Raw genomic sequence first — 17,074 nt, 5'->3', positions numbered from 1 at the left:
AAGCAGTTCGACGAACTTGCGAATGGCGCTCTTCGACCCGAAACGCCCATTTATATGTTGCCACAGAAGACAAGCTCCGGCCATCTCGTTAGGCTCGTTTGAATGAGCATTTCACTTCACCCTGACACGTCGCAGCTCCGACCGCTGCCCAGCTCCGCTCCGGCGGATTCCGCCACCCCCGCGGTGGGCGGTCATCGAAAGATTAGGACACGGCTGTTCACCAAATATGTTGCGCTGTTCGTGGCGGTCGTCGGCATGGCGCTGCTCGCCAACGGCGTTTTTGAGGTCATTTTCTATTACCGCGAGCACAAGGCCGCCCTGATCCGAATCCAGCATGAGCAGGCTGAGGCGGCGGCTGCCAAGATTGGCCAATTCGTCAAGGAGATCGAGAGCCAGCTCGGCTGGACCACCCAGTTGCCCTGGTCGGCGGGTTCGGCCGAGCAGCGCCTCTTCGACGCGCTTCGGCTGTTGCGGCAAGTGCCGGCCATCACCGAGCTTGCTCAGGTTGATTCGACAGGCAAGGAACGGCTGCGCGTGTCGCGAATCGCGATGAACGTGATCGACAGCGGAGTCGACCTGTCGCAGGATCCGAAATTTGCCGAGGCTATGGCCCATAAGATCTACTACGGCCCGGTCTATTTCCGGCGGGAGTCAGAGCCCTACATGACCTTGGCTCTCGCCGGTGCGCGCAAGGACGGCGGCGTCAGCATCGCGGAAGTGAACCTGAAGCTGATCTGGGATGTGGTCTCGCAGATCAAGGTTGGCGAGCATGGACATGCCTATGTGGTCGGCTCGCAGGGGCGCCTGATCGCCCATCCCGATATCAGTCTCGTGCTGCGCAACACCGACATGTCTCGTCTCGCTCAGGTGCAAGCCGCGCAAGCCGGCGGTGGGACCATGCCGGACGCACTGCAGGAAGCAACCAATATTCAGGGTCAGAAGGTGCTAACTGCGTCCGCGCCGATCAGCCCACTCGGCTGGACCATGTTCGTGGAATTGCCAGTGGAGGAGGCCTACGCCTCGCTCTATGCTGCGCTCAAGCGGCTTGCGCTCGTACTGCTCAGCGCCTCGATCTTCGCGGTGCTGGCGGGAATCCTTCTGGCTCGACGCATGGTGGGACCTATCAAAGCGCTCGGCCACGGAGCGGCGCGGCTTGGTGGTGGGGACTTTTCCCAGCGCATCTCAATCAAGACGGGCGACGAACTCGAAGGTCTCGCTGATCAATTTAACGAAATGGGCGCTCGGCTCCAGGAATCGTATGCCAGCCTGGAGAAAAAGGTCGAGCAACGAACCGCTGAGTTGCGGGAAACGCTTGAACAGCAGACCGCGACGGCCGAAGTGCTGAGGGTGATCAGCAGCTCACCAGGGGACCTGGTTCCGGTGTTCGATGCCATGCTCGATAAGGCAATGCAGCTCTGTGAGGCCGATTTTGGCGTGCTCAATACATTTGATGGCCAGTCGTTCCACACCGCCGCAACCCGCGGACTTCCTGCTGCCTATGACTCCTATCGGCGGAGGCAGCCCCTAAAATACGGTCCAGGCACTGCGCCAGCGCAGTTGTTGGAAGGTGATGAGTTTGTCGAAATTGCCGATCTTCTCGAATCTGAGGCCTATCGAAAAGGTGAGTCTAACCGGCGGGCGCTGGTCGATCTCGGGGGAGCGCGCTGTCTCCTCGCCGTGCCGTTGAAGAAGGATGCCCGGGTCGTCGGAAATGTCATGATCTTCCGGCAGGAGAAGCGTTCATTTTCAAAGAAGCAAATCGCGCTGCTTCAGCAATTCGCCTCCCAGGCGGTGATCGCAATCGAGAATGCACGGCTGTTGGCCGAGTTGCGCAAACGAACGGAGGAGTTGTCCCACTCTCTCGAAGAGTTGCGCACTGCGCAGGACCGCCTGATCCAAACCGAGAAGCTGGCCTCGCTTGGCCAGCTCACCGCCGGAATCGCGCACGAGATCAAGAATCCGCTCAACTTTGTCAATAATTTCTCGTCACTGTCGACAGAATTGATCGACGAGCTCAACGGCATTCTGCAATCGGCAGAGCTTGACAACAAAACCAAGGAAGAAGTCGACGAACTCACCCACATTCTCAAGGGGAACCTCGAAAAGGTGGTGCAGCACGGCAGGCGTGCCGACTCGATCGTGAAGAACATGCTCTTGCATTCGCGCGAAGGCTCCGGCGAGCACCGCGCCGCCGACATCAACGCGATTGTCGAGGAGAGCCTAAACCTCGCCTATCACGGCGCGCGCGCCGAAAAACCGGGCTTTAATGTCACGCTCAAGCGTGACCTGGATCCAGCCGCGGGCATGGTCGATATTTATCCGCAGGAGATCTCTCGCGTCTTTCTCAATCTGGTCTCGAACGGCTTCTACGCGGCCGCCAAGCGCAAGGAGAGCGAGGGCGAGGGCTTCGAGCCGACGCTGAGTGCCGGCACGAAAAATCTAGGCAACAGCGTCGAGATCCGGATCCGCGACAATGGTACCGGCATCCCGCCGCAGGTGAAAGAAAAGATGTTCAATCCCTTCTTCACCACCAAGCCGGCAGGCGAGGGAACCGGTCTCGGCCTGTCCATGACTTACGACATCGTAGTCAAACAGCATGGCGGCACGATCGACGTAGTTACTGAGCCTGGTGCATTTACCGAATTCGTCATTACGCTGCCACGAGCGCTGGTGGAACAAGGCAATAAGGGAGGCAGGACTTGAGCGTCTACATTCTGGTGGTCGACGACGAGCCCGACGTTGAGGCGCTGTTTCGTCAGCAGTTCCGGCGCGACCTGCGTGCCGGCCGCTTCCAAATGGAATTTGCACCGTCGGCGCAGGCAGCGCTTGAGCGCGCTGTCGAGGTTCGCGATCCCTCGCTGATCCTGATCCTGATCCTGTCCGACATCAACATGCCAGGCATGAGCGGGCTTGACATGCTGCCGAAAGTGCGCGCCCAGCGTCCGGACGTTCCCGTGATCATGATCACGGCTTACGGCGACGCCGAGACGCGCAAGAAGGCGATCGAACGCGGGGCCATTGGGCTCCTGACCAAACCGGTTGATTTTGCCTTGCTTCGACACGAGATCGATAGCAGGCTCGGGCACGCGGCATGACCACGCCGGTTATCCTGGTCGTTGATGACGAGCCTGATCTCGAAGTCCTCGTCCTGCAGAAATTTCGCAGGCAGATCCGCGATGGTCTCGTCTCCTTCGTGTTCGCCCACGATGGCGTGGAGGCGCTGGAGTCGATCGAGCAGCATCCTCATGTCGACCTGGTCGTCTCCGATATCAACATGCCGCGTATGGATGGGTTGTCCTTGCTGCAGAAGCTGCAGGAAGCGGAGGACAAGAAGTCGACCATCATCGTCTCGGCTTATGGCGACATGAACAATATCCGCACAGCGATGAACCGCGGCGCCTTCGATTTTCTCACCAAGCCGATCGACTTCGCCGATCTCGAAACCACGATCCAGAAAACCCTCCGCCATGTCGAGATGTTGCGCGAGGCGCGACTGCGCCAGGCGGAGGCCGAGCGCGCCCATGCCTCGCTGTCACGCTATTTCTCTCCGGAGATCGCCAGACGCCTCGCTCTGGCCAATAGCGAAGGCAATGGCATGGACGTGCAATGGCGGGACATTGCGACGATCTTCACCGATATTACGGGCTTCACGACCCTAGTCGAGAGTGCGGCGCCTGAGACGCTTGGCGCGCTGCTGAACGAGTATGTCGGCGGGATGACCGACATCGTGTTCAAGCACGAAGGAACGGTTGCGAAGATCATCGGCGATGCCATCCAGGTGCTGTTCAATGCACCCGGCGATCAGCCGGATTTCGCAACGCGCGCGGTCGCCTGCGCTTACGATCTGGACGCCTGGGCCGAGGGCTTTCGCAAGCGCTGGAAGGACAAGGGTGTGAATTTCGGTGCCACCCGCATCGGGGTTCATGCCGGCCCTGCGCTGGTCGGCAATTTTGGCGGCAGCCGCTTCTTCGACTACACGGCCTATGGCGACACCATCAACACGGCAGCTCGGCTGGAAGCCGTCAACAAGCACCTCGGGACGCGCATTTGCGTCAGCGCGGCGGTTGCCAATACGGCAGAGAACTTTCAGGGGCGCCCCGTTGGGGATCTCGTGTTGCGTGGGCGAAGCGCGCCACTGCGAGCTTACGAACCGCTGCCGGCTGCGACTTTAGCCGGAGACGCTGCGGCGCGGTACACCGAGGCCTTCGCCAAGTTGGAAGCGGACGATAGCGCCGCAATGGCAGCTTTTGCCGCTCTCGTAGGTCTCCACGCGGATGATCCTCTCGCCGGCTTCCACCTAAAACGCCTGCTCAATGGGGCAAAGGGCGTACGCATGCATCTCGAATAGTTTGCTTCTTGGCAAGTTGCGGGGGGCTATTATGCCGGCCACGGAATTGAACTCGACGGGACCAACTACCTGATCCCCACTGACGCGACGCTCGAGACTGACAGCGATGTCCTCGACGAAACGCCCCCGCTAGATCGGGCCCTGTTCGCCGTCGAACCTGCCAAGCAACTGCGCCTCGTCATCCCGGGACGCCTGCTGAGACAATTCCGTCGCCAGGTCCGTGAGCGCACGATTGCCACAAGGGCCATCTCGGAGCGGCAAAGTCCGTTTGGGGTCAATCGCATCGGTCTTGCCCTCTGCCGGTCACTTCCGGTCTACCCTCCACAGCTGACATGTGGACGGAAGCTGGTATTCGTCGGTATGGGCCAAACTCGGAAGCAATCTCTCTCATTCGATGACTTCGTCGGCGCGGGCCAGCAGCGAGGGAGGAATTTCGACGCCAAGTGTCTTTGCGGTTTTGAGGTTGATAAAAAGTGCAAAGTTGGTCGGTTGTTCGACGGGCAACTCAGCAGGCTTCGCGCCTTTAAGTATCTTATCCACGTAGGCGACACAGAGCCGGTTGAAGTCGGTAATATCCGCTCCATAGGACATGAACCCGCCGAGTTGTACAAACTCTTTGCCCATAGCCATTAATGGCAGCCGATTCTCTGCCGCGAGATCGACAATGCGTTTTCGTTGATTGAAAAGCATCGGGCTAGGAAAGATGAGAAGGGCATCCGCCCGTTGTTCGGCAACCTTGGAAAAGGCGCGATCTAAATCATCGGGAACGCGCACGGCAACAAGTCGAAGGTGAACTCCCAGGGCCAGTGCCGCCGCCTCTGCTTCGTTCATCATGTCATTCATCGTGCGCTCGCCATAGGCACCGGGATGCCAGAGGGCGGCGACCTGCGAAATCGTAGGTAGCGCTTCCTTGAGCAGGGCTAGGCGCTTGGGGACAAGCTGCGGGCCAAGGAAAGTTAAGCCTGTGATGTTCCCTCCCGGTCGAGCGAGGCTGGCAACGAGCCCGTCACCGACAGGATCGCCCATAACCGGCACGACGATTGGAATAGTAGTGGTCGCTTGCTGTGCGGCGCGCGCGGCGAGCGAATTCGAGGCAACGATGAGATCGACGTTAAGACGGACCAGTTCACTCGCCAGAGCCGGAAATTGCTCGACCTTCAGGTCCGCCGCTCGGACCTCTACGAGGACGTTTTGACCATCAATATAGCCGTATTCGCGTAGACCTCGACCGAAAGCTTTGAGCGATGCGCGCGCCTCGGGAGATTCGATCGAGCCTGTCACCAGGAAGCCAATTCGAGGAACGTGCTTGGGTTGCTGCGCCAACACCGTGAGCGGCCACGCCGCTGCTCCGCCGATAACACCAAGCGCTTTTCGCCGCTTCATAGGCTCTCTCACAGTCGAGAAACAGCATCCTATCGGCTAACACGAGTACCTTGATAGGCTGAAACCAGCTTCGCTATCAGAAAATGGGAAACTGGCTGATGTCTGGACAGGTCCGGTCTGTCCTCAACTAGGGAATGGGCAGCCCACGCCCAGACGGCTGCGAAGGGCCAATTCCGGACTTCTCTGATCTCACTCAATTATTTCATCGGCTTCGATGAGGATGGATTGTGGTACCGCAAGGCTGAGTGCTTTCGCGGTCCGCATGTTGATAACCAGTTCGAACCTTGTCGGCCGCAGGACTGGAAGATCTACCGATTTCGTTCCGCGGAGGATCTTGCCGGTATACACGCCGACTTGGCGGTAGGTGTCGGCGAGGCTGGCGCCATAGCTCATCAGCCCGCCGTCGGCCGGAAACTCCCGGATATGGAAGATGCCGGGCAACCGGTGTTGAGACGAGAGAGCAATTATCTGGCTCCGCCGAGAGTCGAAGAATGGATCGTTCTGCACCACCAGCGCAGCGGCGCCAGCTTTGATCAGCGCCGCGAAGCCAGCCTCGACCTCGGCATCCGTTGTTGCGCTCTGCACGACCGACTGGCGGCCGAGCGACTGAGCTGCGCTGACTACGGAGCGTCGGAACTCGTCGAACGCTTCCTTCCCGAAGGTTGGGTTGAGCAGAAGCCCCAGCACGCGAGCAGAGGGAACCATCGTGCAGAGAAGCTCCAGTCGTTTGCCGCCCAGATCGCCCGTGAAGAAGTTTACCCCAGTGGCCATACCGGGCCGGTTCATGCTTGCGACCAGACCGGCGCGCACTGGATCCTGCCCCACGACGAAAACAAGCGGTACACCGAGGCCCGCAGCCTTGGCCGCCTGTGCGGCCGGATCGCCCGTGGCAACAATCACGGACAGTGGTCGGCTGCCTAGATCGGCGAGAAGGAGGCCCAACTGGTTGTAATTGCCCTTTGCCCAGCGATACTCAATGGCGACGTTACGACCCTCGATATAGCCCGTTTGTTCGAGCCCGCGGCGGAACGCATTCATGTGAATCGTGGCTTCCTCGGGCGAGCGCGTGCTAAGGAAGCCGATCAATGGCTGCGCAGCTTGCTGCGCGCGCGCAGCAACTGGCCACGCCGCTGAAACAGCCGCAACTCCTCGAATGAACTCTCGCCGTCGCATTTCTCGCTCCAAGCTAAGCCGCAAAGCAATTGCAGCCGCGATGAGGAGACGGCTCTAACGTCAATTTGCGCTCAAATTTTCAAACTGTCCATGTCGCAGATGGGTCAAAATCGGCGGTCCAGACCGCTGCAATCAGTTTCCGCTCTACACCCGAGAGCCGACGCCGCACGGAGCATTCCGCTGGGCAGCGATGGGCCAACAGCCGACATTGTCGGTGTCGCTTCTTTACATTCGTCTGATACAAGGCTTTCGGGGATGCGTGCGTACGCGAAACTGGGAGCTGGTTTTGAACAGCCGTCTGACCGTGGGCACCGTCGCTGTGATGACTGCATTTGTAATGCTGTGTCTCGATCAGCTCACAAAGCGGTGGGCGCTTCATGCTCTGGGCGTCGTTGGCACAAAAATTAAGCTGCCAGGCGCCGTCGACGTCACACTATTGTTCAATCGGAGCAATGCATTTGGACTGATCCCGGATTACGGCGAGTTCTCACGTTGGGCGCTCGCCGCTCTGGGCCTGACCGCCGCGGCAATTTTGCTGGGACTTGCGTTGCGCCGATCGACGTCGATCTTGAACGCTCTTGGGTTCGCCTTCATCAGCGCGGGAGCGCTTGGTAACGCCATCGATCGTGTTCGATTGGGGGCTGTCGTCGATCTATTCGATGCATCGAAACTTCGGTTCGTCTGGGTTTTCAACGTCGCGGATGTTTCGATAGATCTAGGGATCGGATTAATGCTGTTAGCGGCTCTCTTTCCCGCTCTGGCGGCTCGTAAGGTCTAGCAGGCCAAGCCCTAAACACTTTAATCATTGTCGTGTCGTGGCGTCGCAAGTTTTCGAGCAGTTCGGCAACTTGTTCTTGGTTCTCCAGGCGCAACTTAGTACGGGAGAAATCGTTGAACAGCTTAGAATGGCCAGCAAACGAGGACGGTGTCTGGCGGGTCCAGTAAGCCTCCGCCCACTTCATCAATTCGGCGGCGTCATCATTTGTCGCTCCTCGCCGCGGGCCGCGGGCCAATAGCCCAGCGCGGCAAACGCTCCACGGCAAATCTAGCCAAATGAGAGCGGTGGCTTTGGGAAGGGCCGTCTCAGCAAGCCATCCGAAGACGCCTTCGATAATCCAGCGCGGCTGGTCAGAAACATCCAGAACCATCTTTCGCGAAACTTCTTCATTGCGCTTCAGGCCATAGCTACCTTCTTCCCAGTGCAGCAGGTCGAGATCAATCGCTGGAATATGGGCCAAATCGGCGACGGCTTTGGCCAACGTACTCTTACAAGAGCCACTGTTTCCAATAACCACCGTGCGCTCGGTCAAAGGTTCATTCATTCAAGCCGCCGATTGTCGATTCTCGTTTGGATGATGGATAGCATCTCGTTGGTCCGAAATCGACATCGCCGTCCGAAAGACCGCCAATAGGTCCCGATGTCAGGCTGCGAGTCATTTTCGAGCGATTCAGCGCGGGGGTGTCGGCTGGTTGACGTCCGCTTTTCCCCGGAAGCGCCCGAGCCCGGCTAGCCAACAGCGTTGTGTTTGGCCGGACGCTCATGATTCAAGCTCCCAAACGTGGGGACTCGAATCATGCGCTACGAACTCGCCGATGATGAATGGGCTGCCATCAAGCCGATGCTGCCAAACAAGCCGCGCGGCGTTCCCTGGGTGAACGAGCGTCCTGTCCTCAATGGCATCTTCTGGGGTTTGCGATCAGGAGCACCCTGGCGTGATCTGCCGGAAGCGTTTGGTCCGTACACCACTTGCTATAACCGCTTCGTCAGGTGGCGGCGAGCTGGCGTCTGGCGCCGTATCATAGACGCGCTTGCCGCTGCTCATGATCAAGCCCTGCGGTGAGCTGGAGTGCCCTTCAGAGGTTTGCCGGAAGCATAGGTTGGCTGCTTACCCCTCTCCTCGCTCGTAAGCCGATCTCGCTCGGCGCAGAGCCCTTCCACTTTGGCCTGCATTCGCAAAAGAAGCGCTTCGGCGCACGCGGTCGAGATATTGGCGCGCTGAAGCTGGAGGATTTCCTTGCGCTGGCGGCTAATCTGCGAGCGCATGTGCTCGATTTCCGAGCGGACGTACTCGAGTGTGGGCATGTTCGGACCTGGGATTTTGCCCAATAGAACGAAACAAGAACTAAGAGTCAAGCAGCGCCGCCCGGCGGCCGCGCATCAATGAACACTCTGCGTCAGCGTGCGCGCGATTATGATAGTGCTCATCGTGATATCAAGCGCCAACTGCATGGCTGCAGCTGCGGAGCCGACAAAGATTAAGGGCTCCTATATCGGGATGACGCGCGCAGAGGTTCTTGCTCTCAAGCCGTCCGATGTGGACTTTTTCGAGGAAAAGCATTCCCACCTCGGAAATGAGTCGGTGGACCTGAATTTTACGGCACAATATGACGGAGCGCCGCGAAATATAGCCTGGTTTGTTTTGAAGAATGACACTGTCGACAGTTTCAACCTGCGCCACCGGCGGGCGCACGCTCGACGGGTCGAGAGTGCTGTTGAATTGGAACACCTCTCCCGCGCCGATCGCATCGTATGCCCAAATTTTGGTGAGCCGACCGCCGGACATGCCAAGCGGACCGAAACCGTCCTTTGATTGAAAGGACGGCTCCGCGCGGGAGATAGAACGTCTCAATTTTAGCGCTGCAGCGGCTCGCTAAAGTGAATTTTAAGAAACCGTTCGAGCGTCAGTTCCGATCCTTGGTCACCAGACCGGACCATGTCTTTGCTGTCGCTCAGAAACCTAATGGTACGAACATCGCTTCCCTTTTCTGGCAACGCCAAGCGCGCGCCCTTACATCGATCAACACGCGACCGTCGGGCATCTTCGGCCAGTCACTCGCCACTGCACATTCGGCCGCAAATAGAAGGCCATCAGGCCGCAGCGAACGACAGTCTTTGGTAGCTCGTTTTCAGCGTCACCCTAGTCACTGCATTGCCTCTCGCCCTAGACGTCATATTCTATACTCAATGGCGGGGATCGGGTTGTTTGGGACGTGATCTCACCGCTGAAGTAACGGTTAAGGATTGCAAAACTCCATCGTCAATGGACGACTGTAGGCCGCTTCTGTGCCCGAAGCTGTCTCTCTGCTTCTACGCCCTGACGTCGGCTTGCAGGGTACAAACGCACCAAGGACGCATATGGCCGCGACGCCCGCATGTGACCCAACGCGGACACAGACCCCTATCCACCTTTTCTGCGGCGCGATACCATTAGCGCATCTGAAATCTAAGGTGGGCGCATGAGGAGGCGGGAGTTCATTCTCGGTCTTGCGATGCTCGCCAACGTCAACGGCGCGAGCGCTCAAGGCCGCGCGCGTCGTGTCGGGTTTCTCATTTCCGAGCCAGGTCAAGGTAGCTTTCTCGAAACCTCCCTCAGAGAGAAGGGGTGGATGCTCGGCCAAAATCTCCAGATCGAGTCTCGAATAACTCGCGGCGATACCAATCTCTCACAGGCATATGCCCGGGAACTGCTCGCTTTGCAGCCGGATCTTCTATTCGTGGCGACCAACACCTCTATGGCCGCACTGCATGCCGAACATTCTAACATCCCGACCGTCTTCGCGATGGTCAGCGATCCAGTCGGAATGCGTTATGTCGAGAGCTTCTCAAGGCCCGGGGGCAACGTGACTGGTTTTACGCCATTTGAACCGTCCCTCGGCGGCAAATGGGTTGCGCTGATTAAGGAAGTGGCGCCAAACGTTGAGCACATAGGGATCGTAAATAACCCTGAACCGGGCAACAATTCCTCAGCGTTTCGCAAATCAATTGATGAAGTCGCGGGCAAAGAAGGGATTGACTCGATTGAAACACCGAGCGGCGATAGCTCCGACATTGATCGTCTTATTCGCTCGCTCAAGGATAAGCCGAATAGTGGACTCATTTTTCTGTCAGATGCGATCACTTCTGTGCGGCGTGTTCAGCTTACTGCGCTGGTTGCAGAGTGCAGGCTACCGGCGATCTACTCGCTTCGCATCTTCTGCGAGGCCGGCGGCCTAATGTCGTACGGGGTGAAAATCGAGAAGATTTTCGCAGGCGCAGCATCCTATGTTGATCGAATTTTGCGCGGTGCCAATCCTGCCGAACTGCCTGTTCAAGCCCCAACCGAATTTGAGTTGGTCGTGAACCAAAAAGCTGCACGGCAGTTGGGCCTGCAACTGCCGCCCGCGTTGCTCGTTCACGCCGACGAGGTGATCGAATAGAGTTTTCTTGCTGCGACGCATGAGTCCGGTCGTGGCCCGAGGTGGCCGATAACTGATGGGCAGAGCATGTCCGCTCTGCCCAGGTGATTCAGACATCCACTTGTTCGGCAATAGCGAGCGCGTCATCAACCTCGATGCCAAGATAGCGGACCGTGCTTTCGATCTTGGTGTGGCCGAGCAAGAGCTGCACGGCTCGCAAGTTTCCTGTGCGCCTGTAAATTAGCGTTGCCTTGGTCCGGCGTAGTGAGTGTGTGCCAAAAACCCTTGGATCGAGCCCAATGCTTGCCACCCATCCGGCGAGAAGGCGCGCATATTGACGGGTTGTCATGGCCCGGTTCGGGCCGCGGCGCCCAGTAAACAGGTATTCGCCTGACTTCCTATCGGCTGCGCGTAGGAAGTCATCAACGGCCTGACGAGTCTGATCTGTCAACTCGAACTTGACTGGTCTTCCCGTCTTCTTCTGTCGGACGGTCGCGCGGTCGACGGCGTAGCCATTTGGAGCGACATCTTCGACCTTTAAGGTGACGACGTCGCAACCTCGCAGCTTGCTGTCGATCGCAAGGTTGAACAGGGCTAGATCACGGGTCCGTCTTTCGATCAGGAGCCGGGTTCGTATCGACCAGACTTGGTTTGGCCGCAGCGGAGGCTTGGCTCCGATCAGCTTGCCCTTATTCCAGGGTGTGCGACGGAGGACGGGGTGGCGAGGCTCTCTTCGTCAGGCATGTTCGTACTCCTCGGGTTCTGAGGTCATCGAGCATGCGTGATGTTGGCAGATTGTGTCTGCTTTCAGAGACTTGCAGTCATGGCGGCCCTGTGGGGTCGCCTCCAGTCCGTCGCGGTTGACCCGGAGCCGACATCGGCCCGGCCATTTGGCAAGGGGTAATTCTGGCTATACCCGCCCTTCCAGAATTGTGGCCTGACCCGATAAGATGCGCCTCCTGAGCCCCGGGGAAGATATGGCGCGGCCATCAAAAACGAGCGGCAAGAGGAGCGCGGCGAAATCCCGCAAGGCGAACTCTATGGGCGGCCGCAAAAAGCCCATTAAAAATCGGCGCCGCATTTCTCCGATCTCCGATGTGACCAAAGAGTTGCAGGAGGCCCGCGAGCAGCAAGCGACTACGGCCGAGATATTGAAGGTCATCGCAAATTCGCCGGCCGACGTGCAGCCGGTGTTCGAGGCGATCGCCGAGAGCGCGGCTCGCCTCTGCCAGGCCGCGTTCTGCAACGTCTTCCGCTTCGACGGCGAATTCATCCATTTCATGCATTCGTACGGATACTCGCGCGAGGTTATCGAGGCCTTGCAGCACTTCTATCCGATGCGCCCCGGTCGGGGCAGTGGTGCGGGCCGTGCGATCCTGAGCGGCAAGGTCGAGCAGGTACCCGACGTCCGGGCCGACCCCGAGTACGACCAGGGCAACGTGCCCGATATCATGAAGATCAGCAGCATCATGGCGGTGCCGATGCTGAAGGAAGGCCGCCCGGTCGGCGCGATCGCGCTGGTGCGGGCTGCCAAAGGCACCTTCCCGCAGCGCCAGATCGATCTCCTGAAAGCTTTCGCCGATCAGGCGGTGATCGCGATCGAGAACGCGCGGCTGTTCAACGAAACCAGGGAAGCGCTGGAGCGGCAGACCGCGACGTCGGAAGTGCTGCAAGTCATATCCAGTTCGCCTGGCGGGCTTGGGCCGGTGTTCGAGGCCATGCTGAAAAATGCCGTGGGCATCTGCCGCGCCAGTTTTGGGACGCTGCTCCTGTACGAAGGCGACAGGTTGCGGCGGGTGGCGCGAATGGCCGCGCAAAACGTGCCGCAATCGTATGCGCCCGACCAGGAAACGCCGCGACACTTCATCGCGCCGTTTGATGGGGCGCCTTCGCTGGGGCGCCTCGTGGAGACCAAGGCGCTGGTTCACATTGCCGATATTGCCACCGAGCATCCCGACGATCTGATCTACAAGGTCGCCGCAGCCCGCACCGTGCTGATTGTGCCGATGCTCAAGGAGAGCGAGCTTGTCGGCGCCTTTGCCGTCTACCGCAAGGAGGTGCAAGAGTTCAGCGACAAGCAGGTCGAGTTGCTGGAAAATTTTGCGGCACAAGCGGTGATCGCCATCGAGAACACGCGGCTGCTCAAGGAACTGCGCGAGCGAACCGATGACCTCTCACGATCGCTCCACGAGTTGCGCACGGCGCAGGACCGCCTAATCCAGAGCGAGAAGCTCGCCTCCCTTGGCCAGCTCACCGCCGGCATTGCGCACGAGATCAAGAACCCGCTCAACTTCGTGAACAATTTCTCGACGTTGTCCGCAGAACTAACGGACGAACTGAACGATCTCCTGAAGCACGCCGCGCTGACCGACACGATGCGGGAGGAGGTCGACGAACTGACCAAACTGCTGAAGGAAAATCTCGAAAAGGTCGTGCAGCACGGCAAGCGAGCCGACTCCATTGTCAAGAACATGCTGCTGCATTCGCGCGAGGGAAGCGGCGAGCAGCGGGCTGCCGATATCAATGCAATCGTCGAGGACAGCGTCAATCTCGCCTATCACGGCGCGCGAGCAGAGAAGTCAGGCTTCACCATCACGCTGCGGCAGAACCTGGACCCGCGCGCTGGAGCGGTCGAGCTGTATCCGCAGGAGATCACACGGGCGCTGCTCAACCTAATTTCCAACGGCTTCTATGCCGCGACTAGGCGCAAGGTCGAAACGGGCGACGAGAGCTTTGAACCAGTTCTCAGCGCTTCCACGAGGAACCTCGGCAAGACAGTCGAAATCCGTATTCGCGACAACGGCACCGGCATCCTGCCTGAAGTACGCGAAAAGATGTTCAATCCTTTCTTCACCACAAAGCCGACCGGGGAAGGAACGGGGCTCGGACTCTCGATGACCTATGACATCATCGTCAAGCAGCACGGGGGCCGGATCGACGTCGAGACCGAGCCTGGCGTCTTTACCGAGTTCATCATTACGTTGCCGCGCGACAACGGCATTGCCCCCCCCGAGGTCCGAATGACCGCTTATGGCCCGCTGCTGACCTTCACGGGAACCATCGCAGCGTCGGCTGTCCAGCGTAGACCAGACCAGCCCAGCAACAGGTTCGAAGTCGCAGTTTGACCCTAAGCCGACTTTCTCGAGGAGACGGCCGCCGCACGCCCGAGGAGGACTACCATCGCGGCCAAAAGCTCGCTGCAGGCGACAATCCCGAACGGCAGCCCATAACCCGAACTCGCATCCCGGAAAACTCCAATAGTGGCTGGGGCGAGCGCAAAAACTGCTTGATTGATTGCAACGATCAGGGCAACCACCGCCACGACATCCTCACGATCGAACTCCTTCTGCGCGATCAATGGCGGCAGAGATGTGAGGTTGCCGATCCCCAGTCCGAAGACAATGCAGCCGAGCGTCAGTACGGCCCATCCGTTGCCGAAGATGAGCAGCAGAACTCCTATGGTCTGAACAGCGAAATTGATGGCAGCGGCGATCCGCCGGTCGTGATCTCCGATCCACCAACCTGTCAGAGTCCGTCCGATCACTGCACATACCGTCGCTAGGCTGAGAAGCAGGCCCGCACTTGTCACACCAACATCGGGTGTCAGCCGAGCGATCAAATGCGACAGGAGCCCGATCTGCGCAAACAATCCAAGGGCAAACGCCGCTGAAAGCGTGAAAAACCCCGGTATCCGAACTATCTCCGAGCGGGATAGTCTCGGCCTCGGTTTCACCACAGCTGTAGGCACTTCGTCGCCATCGGGGCCGAGACCGAAGCTGGCCGGAGACAATTTGAAGTATCGGACAGAAAGCCACCCCATAACGCCGACAGCAACAATGGCGATAGCCTGCGCAGCGGTTTGGACGCCTAACCGATCAATGAAAAAGAGCCACAAAGGCACGAACAGAACACCCCCAACACTCGCGCCGTTGAATGCCACGCTCATCGCTTTCGGACGATCGCGCTCGAACCATCTGGCAATTATGGCGTTCAGAGCTGCACCACTAGTCGCTGCCCAGCCTCCCGCGCTTGGAATAGCCGCCAAGAAGAGTTGCCATGGCTCCCACGAACCAGACCATCCGATCAGCCCGACGGCCATCAGAACAGCTCCGCCCAGTGTCGTTTCGGCAATCCCAATGCTGCGGTGGATCTCTGGCAGATACGCCACTAAGAGCGCACTCAGCAGGAAGTGGAAAGTAATGGCGGCTGAGATTTCCGAGATCGACCATCCGCGCGAGGCGTGGAGAGCCTGGAGGAAGACTGAAGGACTATAGAAACCGATGCCCCAGGCGAACACCGCCAGGGTAAAGGCAGCCCATGCCACCGACCAACCGATGAAATGCTTTTCGTCGCCCATTGTCTCCCTCATTCATGCTGGTAAGTTGATGATCGGTAGCAATTGGAGCGTGCTGTGGCTCGCCGGAATCGGACTCCGTCGTCGTTCTTGACAGACATCAAGACACTCGATGCGGCCGAATGCGAACACGCTCGAGTGAACCGCGACCGTCGCTACGATGGCCTGTTCTTCTCGGGCGTCCGAACAACGCGGATCTATTGCAGACCCGTGTGTCCCGTGCGACCCGCCAAGGCGCAGAACGTGACATTTTATCTTTCGGCAGCTGCGGCGGAGCAGGACGGATTTCGACCGTGCCTCAGATGCCGCCCCGAAACCGCACCGTTCTCTCCTGCGTGGAAAGGGTCGCGGACCACTGTGGAGCGCGCCCTTCGTTTGATTTGCAGTGGCGCGCTGGACGACGGCAGCGTCGAAGCACTAGCGGGGCGTCTCGGTATCGGATCGCGCCATCTATCGCGACTGTTTGAGAAATATATAGGCGCAAGTCCCGCCCAAGTCGCGCGAACGGGGCGTGTTCAACGGGCGAAGCGTCTCCTGGATGAGACGAAGCTTCCGATGACCGAGGTTGCGCTTAGATCAGGATTCCGTAGCCTGCGGCGTTTCAACACCGTGTTTGCGGAAGTGTACAAGCGCCCGCCCACCGCGATCCGGCGGGAGAAGGTGTGATCAGCTAACACGGGTCTTCCCGACGTCTGCTGCTGGCCGATTTTGTTGAAAAAGGCGGCAGTTGCGACTCAAGGATAGCAGTGATTCAGTCTGTCTAATTGGCAGGACTGAAGATCATGATGGGGCATCGGCAAGTCGAACAGACCGCGTTGTTCTATGAGTTCTCGCTCGAGAAGCATATTCCCGCCGACCATCTCTTGAGATCGGTCGACAGGTTTGTCGATCTGCAAGAGATCAGGCAGGACCTGGCACCCTTCTACAGTAGCATCGGCCGACCTTCGATCGATCCTGAACTGATGATCCGGATGCTCCTGGTCGGTTACTGCTTCGGCATCCGATCGGAACGGCGCCTGTGCGATGAGGTTCACCTCAATTTGGCCTACCGGTGGTTTTGCCGGCTCGGTCTGGATGGGGTGGTGCCGGATCATTCGACATTCTCCAAGAACAGGCATGGCCGCTTCCGGCAGAGCGATCTCTTCCGTCGCGTGTTCGAGAGCGTGCTGCGGCGCTGCATCGAGGAACGACTGGTCGGCGGTGAAGGATTTGCAGTCGATGCGAGCCTAATCAAGGCCGATGCCAATCGGCAGAAGGGGATCGAAGGCGATAAGGGACTTCCGCCGGAGGCTGCCGGCCGAGCAATCGACGAGTATCTGGCTGTCCTTGATGATGCCGCTTTCGGAGCTGCGACCGAGGTTACCCCGAAGTTCGTATCGCCCTCCGACCCGGCGGCGCGCTGGACGGGGGCGCACGGCGGCCAAGCGTTTTTCGCCTATTCGACGAACTACCTGATCGACATCGAGAACGCGATCATCGTCGATGTTGAGGCAACGACCGCAATCCGGCAGGCGGAGGTATTGGCCGCTAAGCGCATGATCGAGCGCTCGCTGGAGCGGTTTGATCTCTATCCGAGCCGGCTCCTCGGTGACAGCGGCTATGGCTCGGCCGAGATGCTCGCCTGGCTGCTCTATGGGCAC

General features: G+C 58.9%; 14 protein-coding genes and 1 pseudogene. 10 read left to right on the top strand and 5 right to left on the bottom strand.

Features of this window, described 5'->3' with window-relative positions; translation table 11 throughout:
* The first annotated feature begins 102 nt into the window (after positions 1–102).
* The 3 genes from IVB12_RS07640 to IVB12_RS07630 are packed head-to-tail and all read left to right on the top strand — an operon-like array spanning position 103 to position 4,348.
* On the top strand, positions 103–2,703 hold the full coding sequence (locus IVB12_RS07640) for a cache domain-containing protein (RefSeq protein WP_247297335.1): 2,601 nt from the start codon (positions 103–105) through the stop codon (positions 2,701–2,703).
* Entirely contained in the window at positions 2,700–3,095 is a 396-nt protein-coding gene (locus IVB12_RS07635) for a response regulator (protein WP_247297333.1), read from the top strand. Before IVB12_RS07640 ends, IVB12_RS07635 begins: the two co-directional genes overlap by 4 nt.
* The gene (locus IVB12_RS07630; protein WP_247297331.1) at positions 3,092–4,348 is read left to right on the top strand and encodes an adenylate/guanylate cyclase domain-containing protein; all 1,257 of its coding nucleotides are present in this window, start codon (positions 3,092–3,094) and stop codon (positions 4,346–4,348) included. The genes IVB12_RS07635 and IVB12_RS07630 overlap by 4 nt, the downstream gene beginning before the upstream one ends.
* Positions 4,349–4,735: 387 nt before the next feature.
* Here IVB12_RS07630 and IVB12_RS07625 read toward each other — a convergent pair whose 3' ends face one another.
* Complete coding sequence (locus IVB12_RS07625; protein ID WP_247297329.1) at positions 4,736–5,731, bottom strand: ABC transporter substrate-binding protein; 996 nt, start codon at positions 5,729–5,731, stop codon at positions 4,736–4,738.
* A gap of 189 nt (positions 5,732–5,920) precedes the next feature.
* Complete coding sequence (locus IVB12_RS07620) at positions 5,921–6,904, bottom strand: ABC transporter substrate-binding protein (RefSeq protein ID WP_247297327.1); 984 nt, start codon at positions 6,902–6,904, stop codon at positions 5,921–5,923.
* 286 nt (positions 6,905–7,190) lie between these two features.
* Here IVB12_RS07620 and lspA point away from each other — a divergent pair, with 286 nt between their 5' ends.
* The gene (lspA, locus tag IVB12_RS07615) at positions 7,191–7,682 is read left to right on the top strand and encodes a signal peptidase II (protein WP_247297325.1); all 492 of its coding nucleotides are present in this window, start codon (positions 7,191–7,193) and stop codon (positions 7,680–7,682) included.
* On the opposite strand, the gene IVB12_RS07610 is transcribed toward lspA, so the two are convergent.
* The gene (locus tag IVB12_RS07610) at positions 7,594–8,226 is read right to left on the bottom strand and encodes a hypothetical protein (protein WP_247297323.1); all 633 of its coding nucleotides are present in this window, start codon (positions 8,224–8,226) and stop codon (positions 7,594–7,596) included. The two genes, lspA and IVB12_RS07610, sit on opposite strands and share 89 nt — an antisense overlap.
* Before the next feature lie 252 nt (positions 8,227–8,478).
* On the opposite strand from IVB12_RS07610, the pseudogene IVB12_RS07605 reads away from it, so the two are divergent.
* The 3 genes and pseudogenes from IVB12_RS07605 to IVB12_RS07595 form a co-directional block, all read left to right on the top strand.
* Positions 8,479–8,730: pseudogene (locus IVB12_RS07605) on the top strand (transposase); the annotation flags it as partial.
* Positions 8,731–9,132: 402 nt separating this feature from the next.
* On the top strand, positions 9,133–9,495 hold the full coding sequence (locus IVB12_RS07600) for a hypothetical protein (RefSeq protein ID WP_247297321.1): 363 nt from the start codon (positions 9,133–9,135) through the stop codon (positions 9,493–9,495).
* 646 nt (positions 9,496–10,141) lie between these two features.
* Positions 10,142–11,101, top strand: a complete 960-nt coding sequence (locus tag IVB12_RS07595; protein ID WP_247297319.1) for an ABC transporter substrate-binding protein — start codon at positions 10,142–10,144, stop codon at positions 11,099–11,101.
* A gap of 88 nt (positions 11,102–11,189) precedes the next feature.
* Here the strand turns inward: IVB12_RS07595 and IVB12_RS07590 are convergent, their stop codons facing one another.
* Entirely contained in the window at positions 11,190–11,762 is a 573-nt protein-coding gene (locus tag IVB12_RS07590) for a tyrosine-type recombinase/integrase (RefSeq protein ID WP_247297398.1), read from the bottom strand.
* A gap of 415 nt (positions 11,763–12,177) precedes the next feature.
* Here IVB12_RS07590 and IVB12_RS07585 point away from each other — a divergent pair, with 415 nt between their 5' ends.
* The gene (locus IVB12_RS07585; RefSeq protein ID WP_247297317.1) at positions 12,178–14,205 is read left to right on the top strand and encodes a GAF domain-containing protein; all 2,028 of its coding nucleotides are present in this window, start codon (positions 12,178–12,180) and stop codon (positions 14,203–14,205) included.
* A gap of 2 nt (positions 14,206–14,207) precedes the next feature.
* Here the strand turns inward: IVB12_RS07585 and IVB12_RS07580 are convergent, their stop codons facing one another.
* A complete protein-coding gene (locus IVB12_RS07580; RefSeq protein ID WP_247297315.1) occupies positions 14,208–15,437 on the bottom strand; it encodes an MFS transporter in 1,230 nt (409 codons plus the stop codon).
* A 54-nt stretch (positions 15,438–15,491) separates the two neighbouring features.
* Here IVB12_RS07580 and IVB12_RS07575 point away from each other — a divergent pair, with 54 nt between their 5' ends.
* Positions 15,492–16,100, top strand: coding sequence for an Ada metal-binding domain-containing protein (locus IVB12_RS07575; RefSeq protein ID WP_346658488.1), 609 nt, complete (start codon positions 15,492–15,494; stop codon positions 16,098–16,100).
* A gap of 116 nt (positions 16,101–16,216) precedes the next feature.
* The coding region (locus IVB12_RS07570; RefSeq protein ID WP_247297314.1) for a transposase at positions 16,217–17,074 on the top strand (858 nt) is incomplete at its 3' end.

The organism is Bradyrhizobium sp. 179 (genome assembly GCF_023073535.1).
Taxonomy (GTDB): Bacteria; Pseudomonadota; Alphaproteobacteria; order Rhizobiales; family Xanthobacteraceae; genus Bradyrhizobium.
The sequence above is the reverse complement of the archived record's forward strand: the minus strand, read 5'-3'. Positions and strand labels throughout refer to the sequence as shown.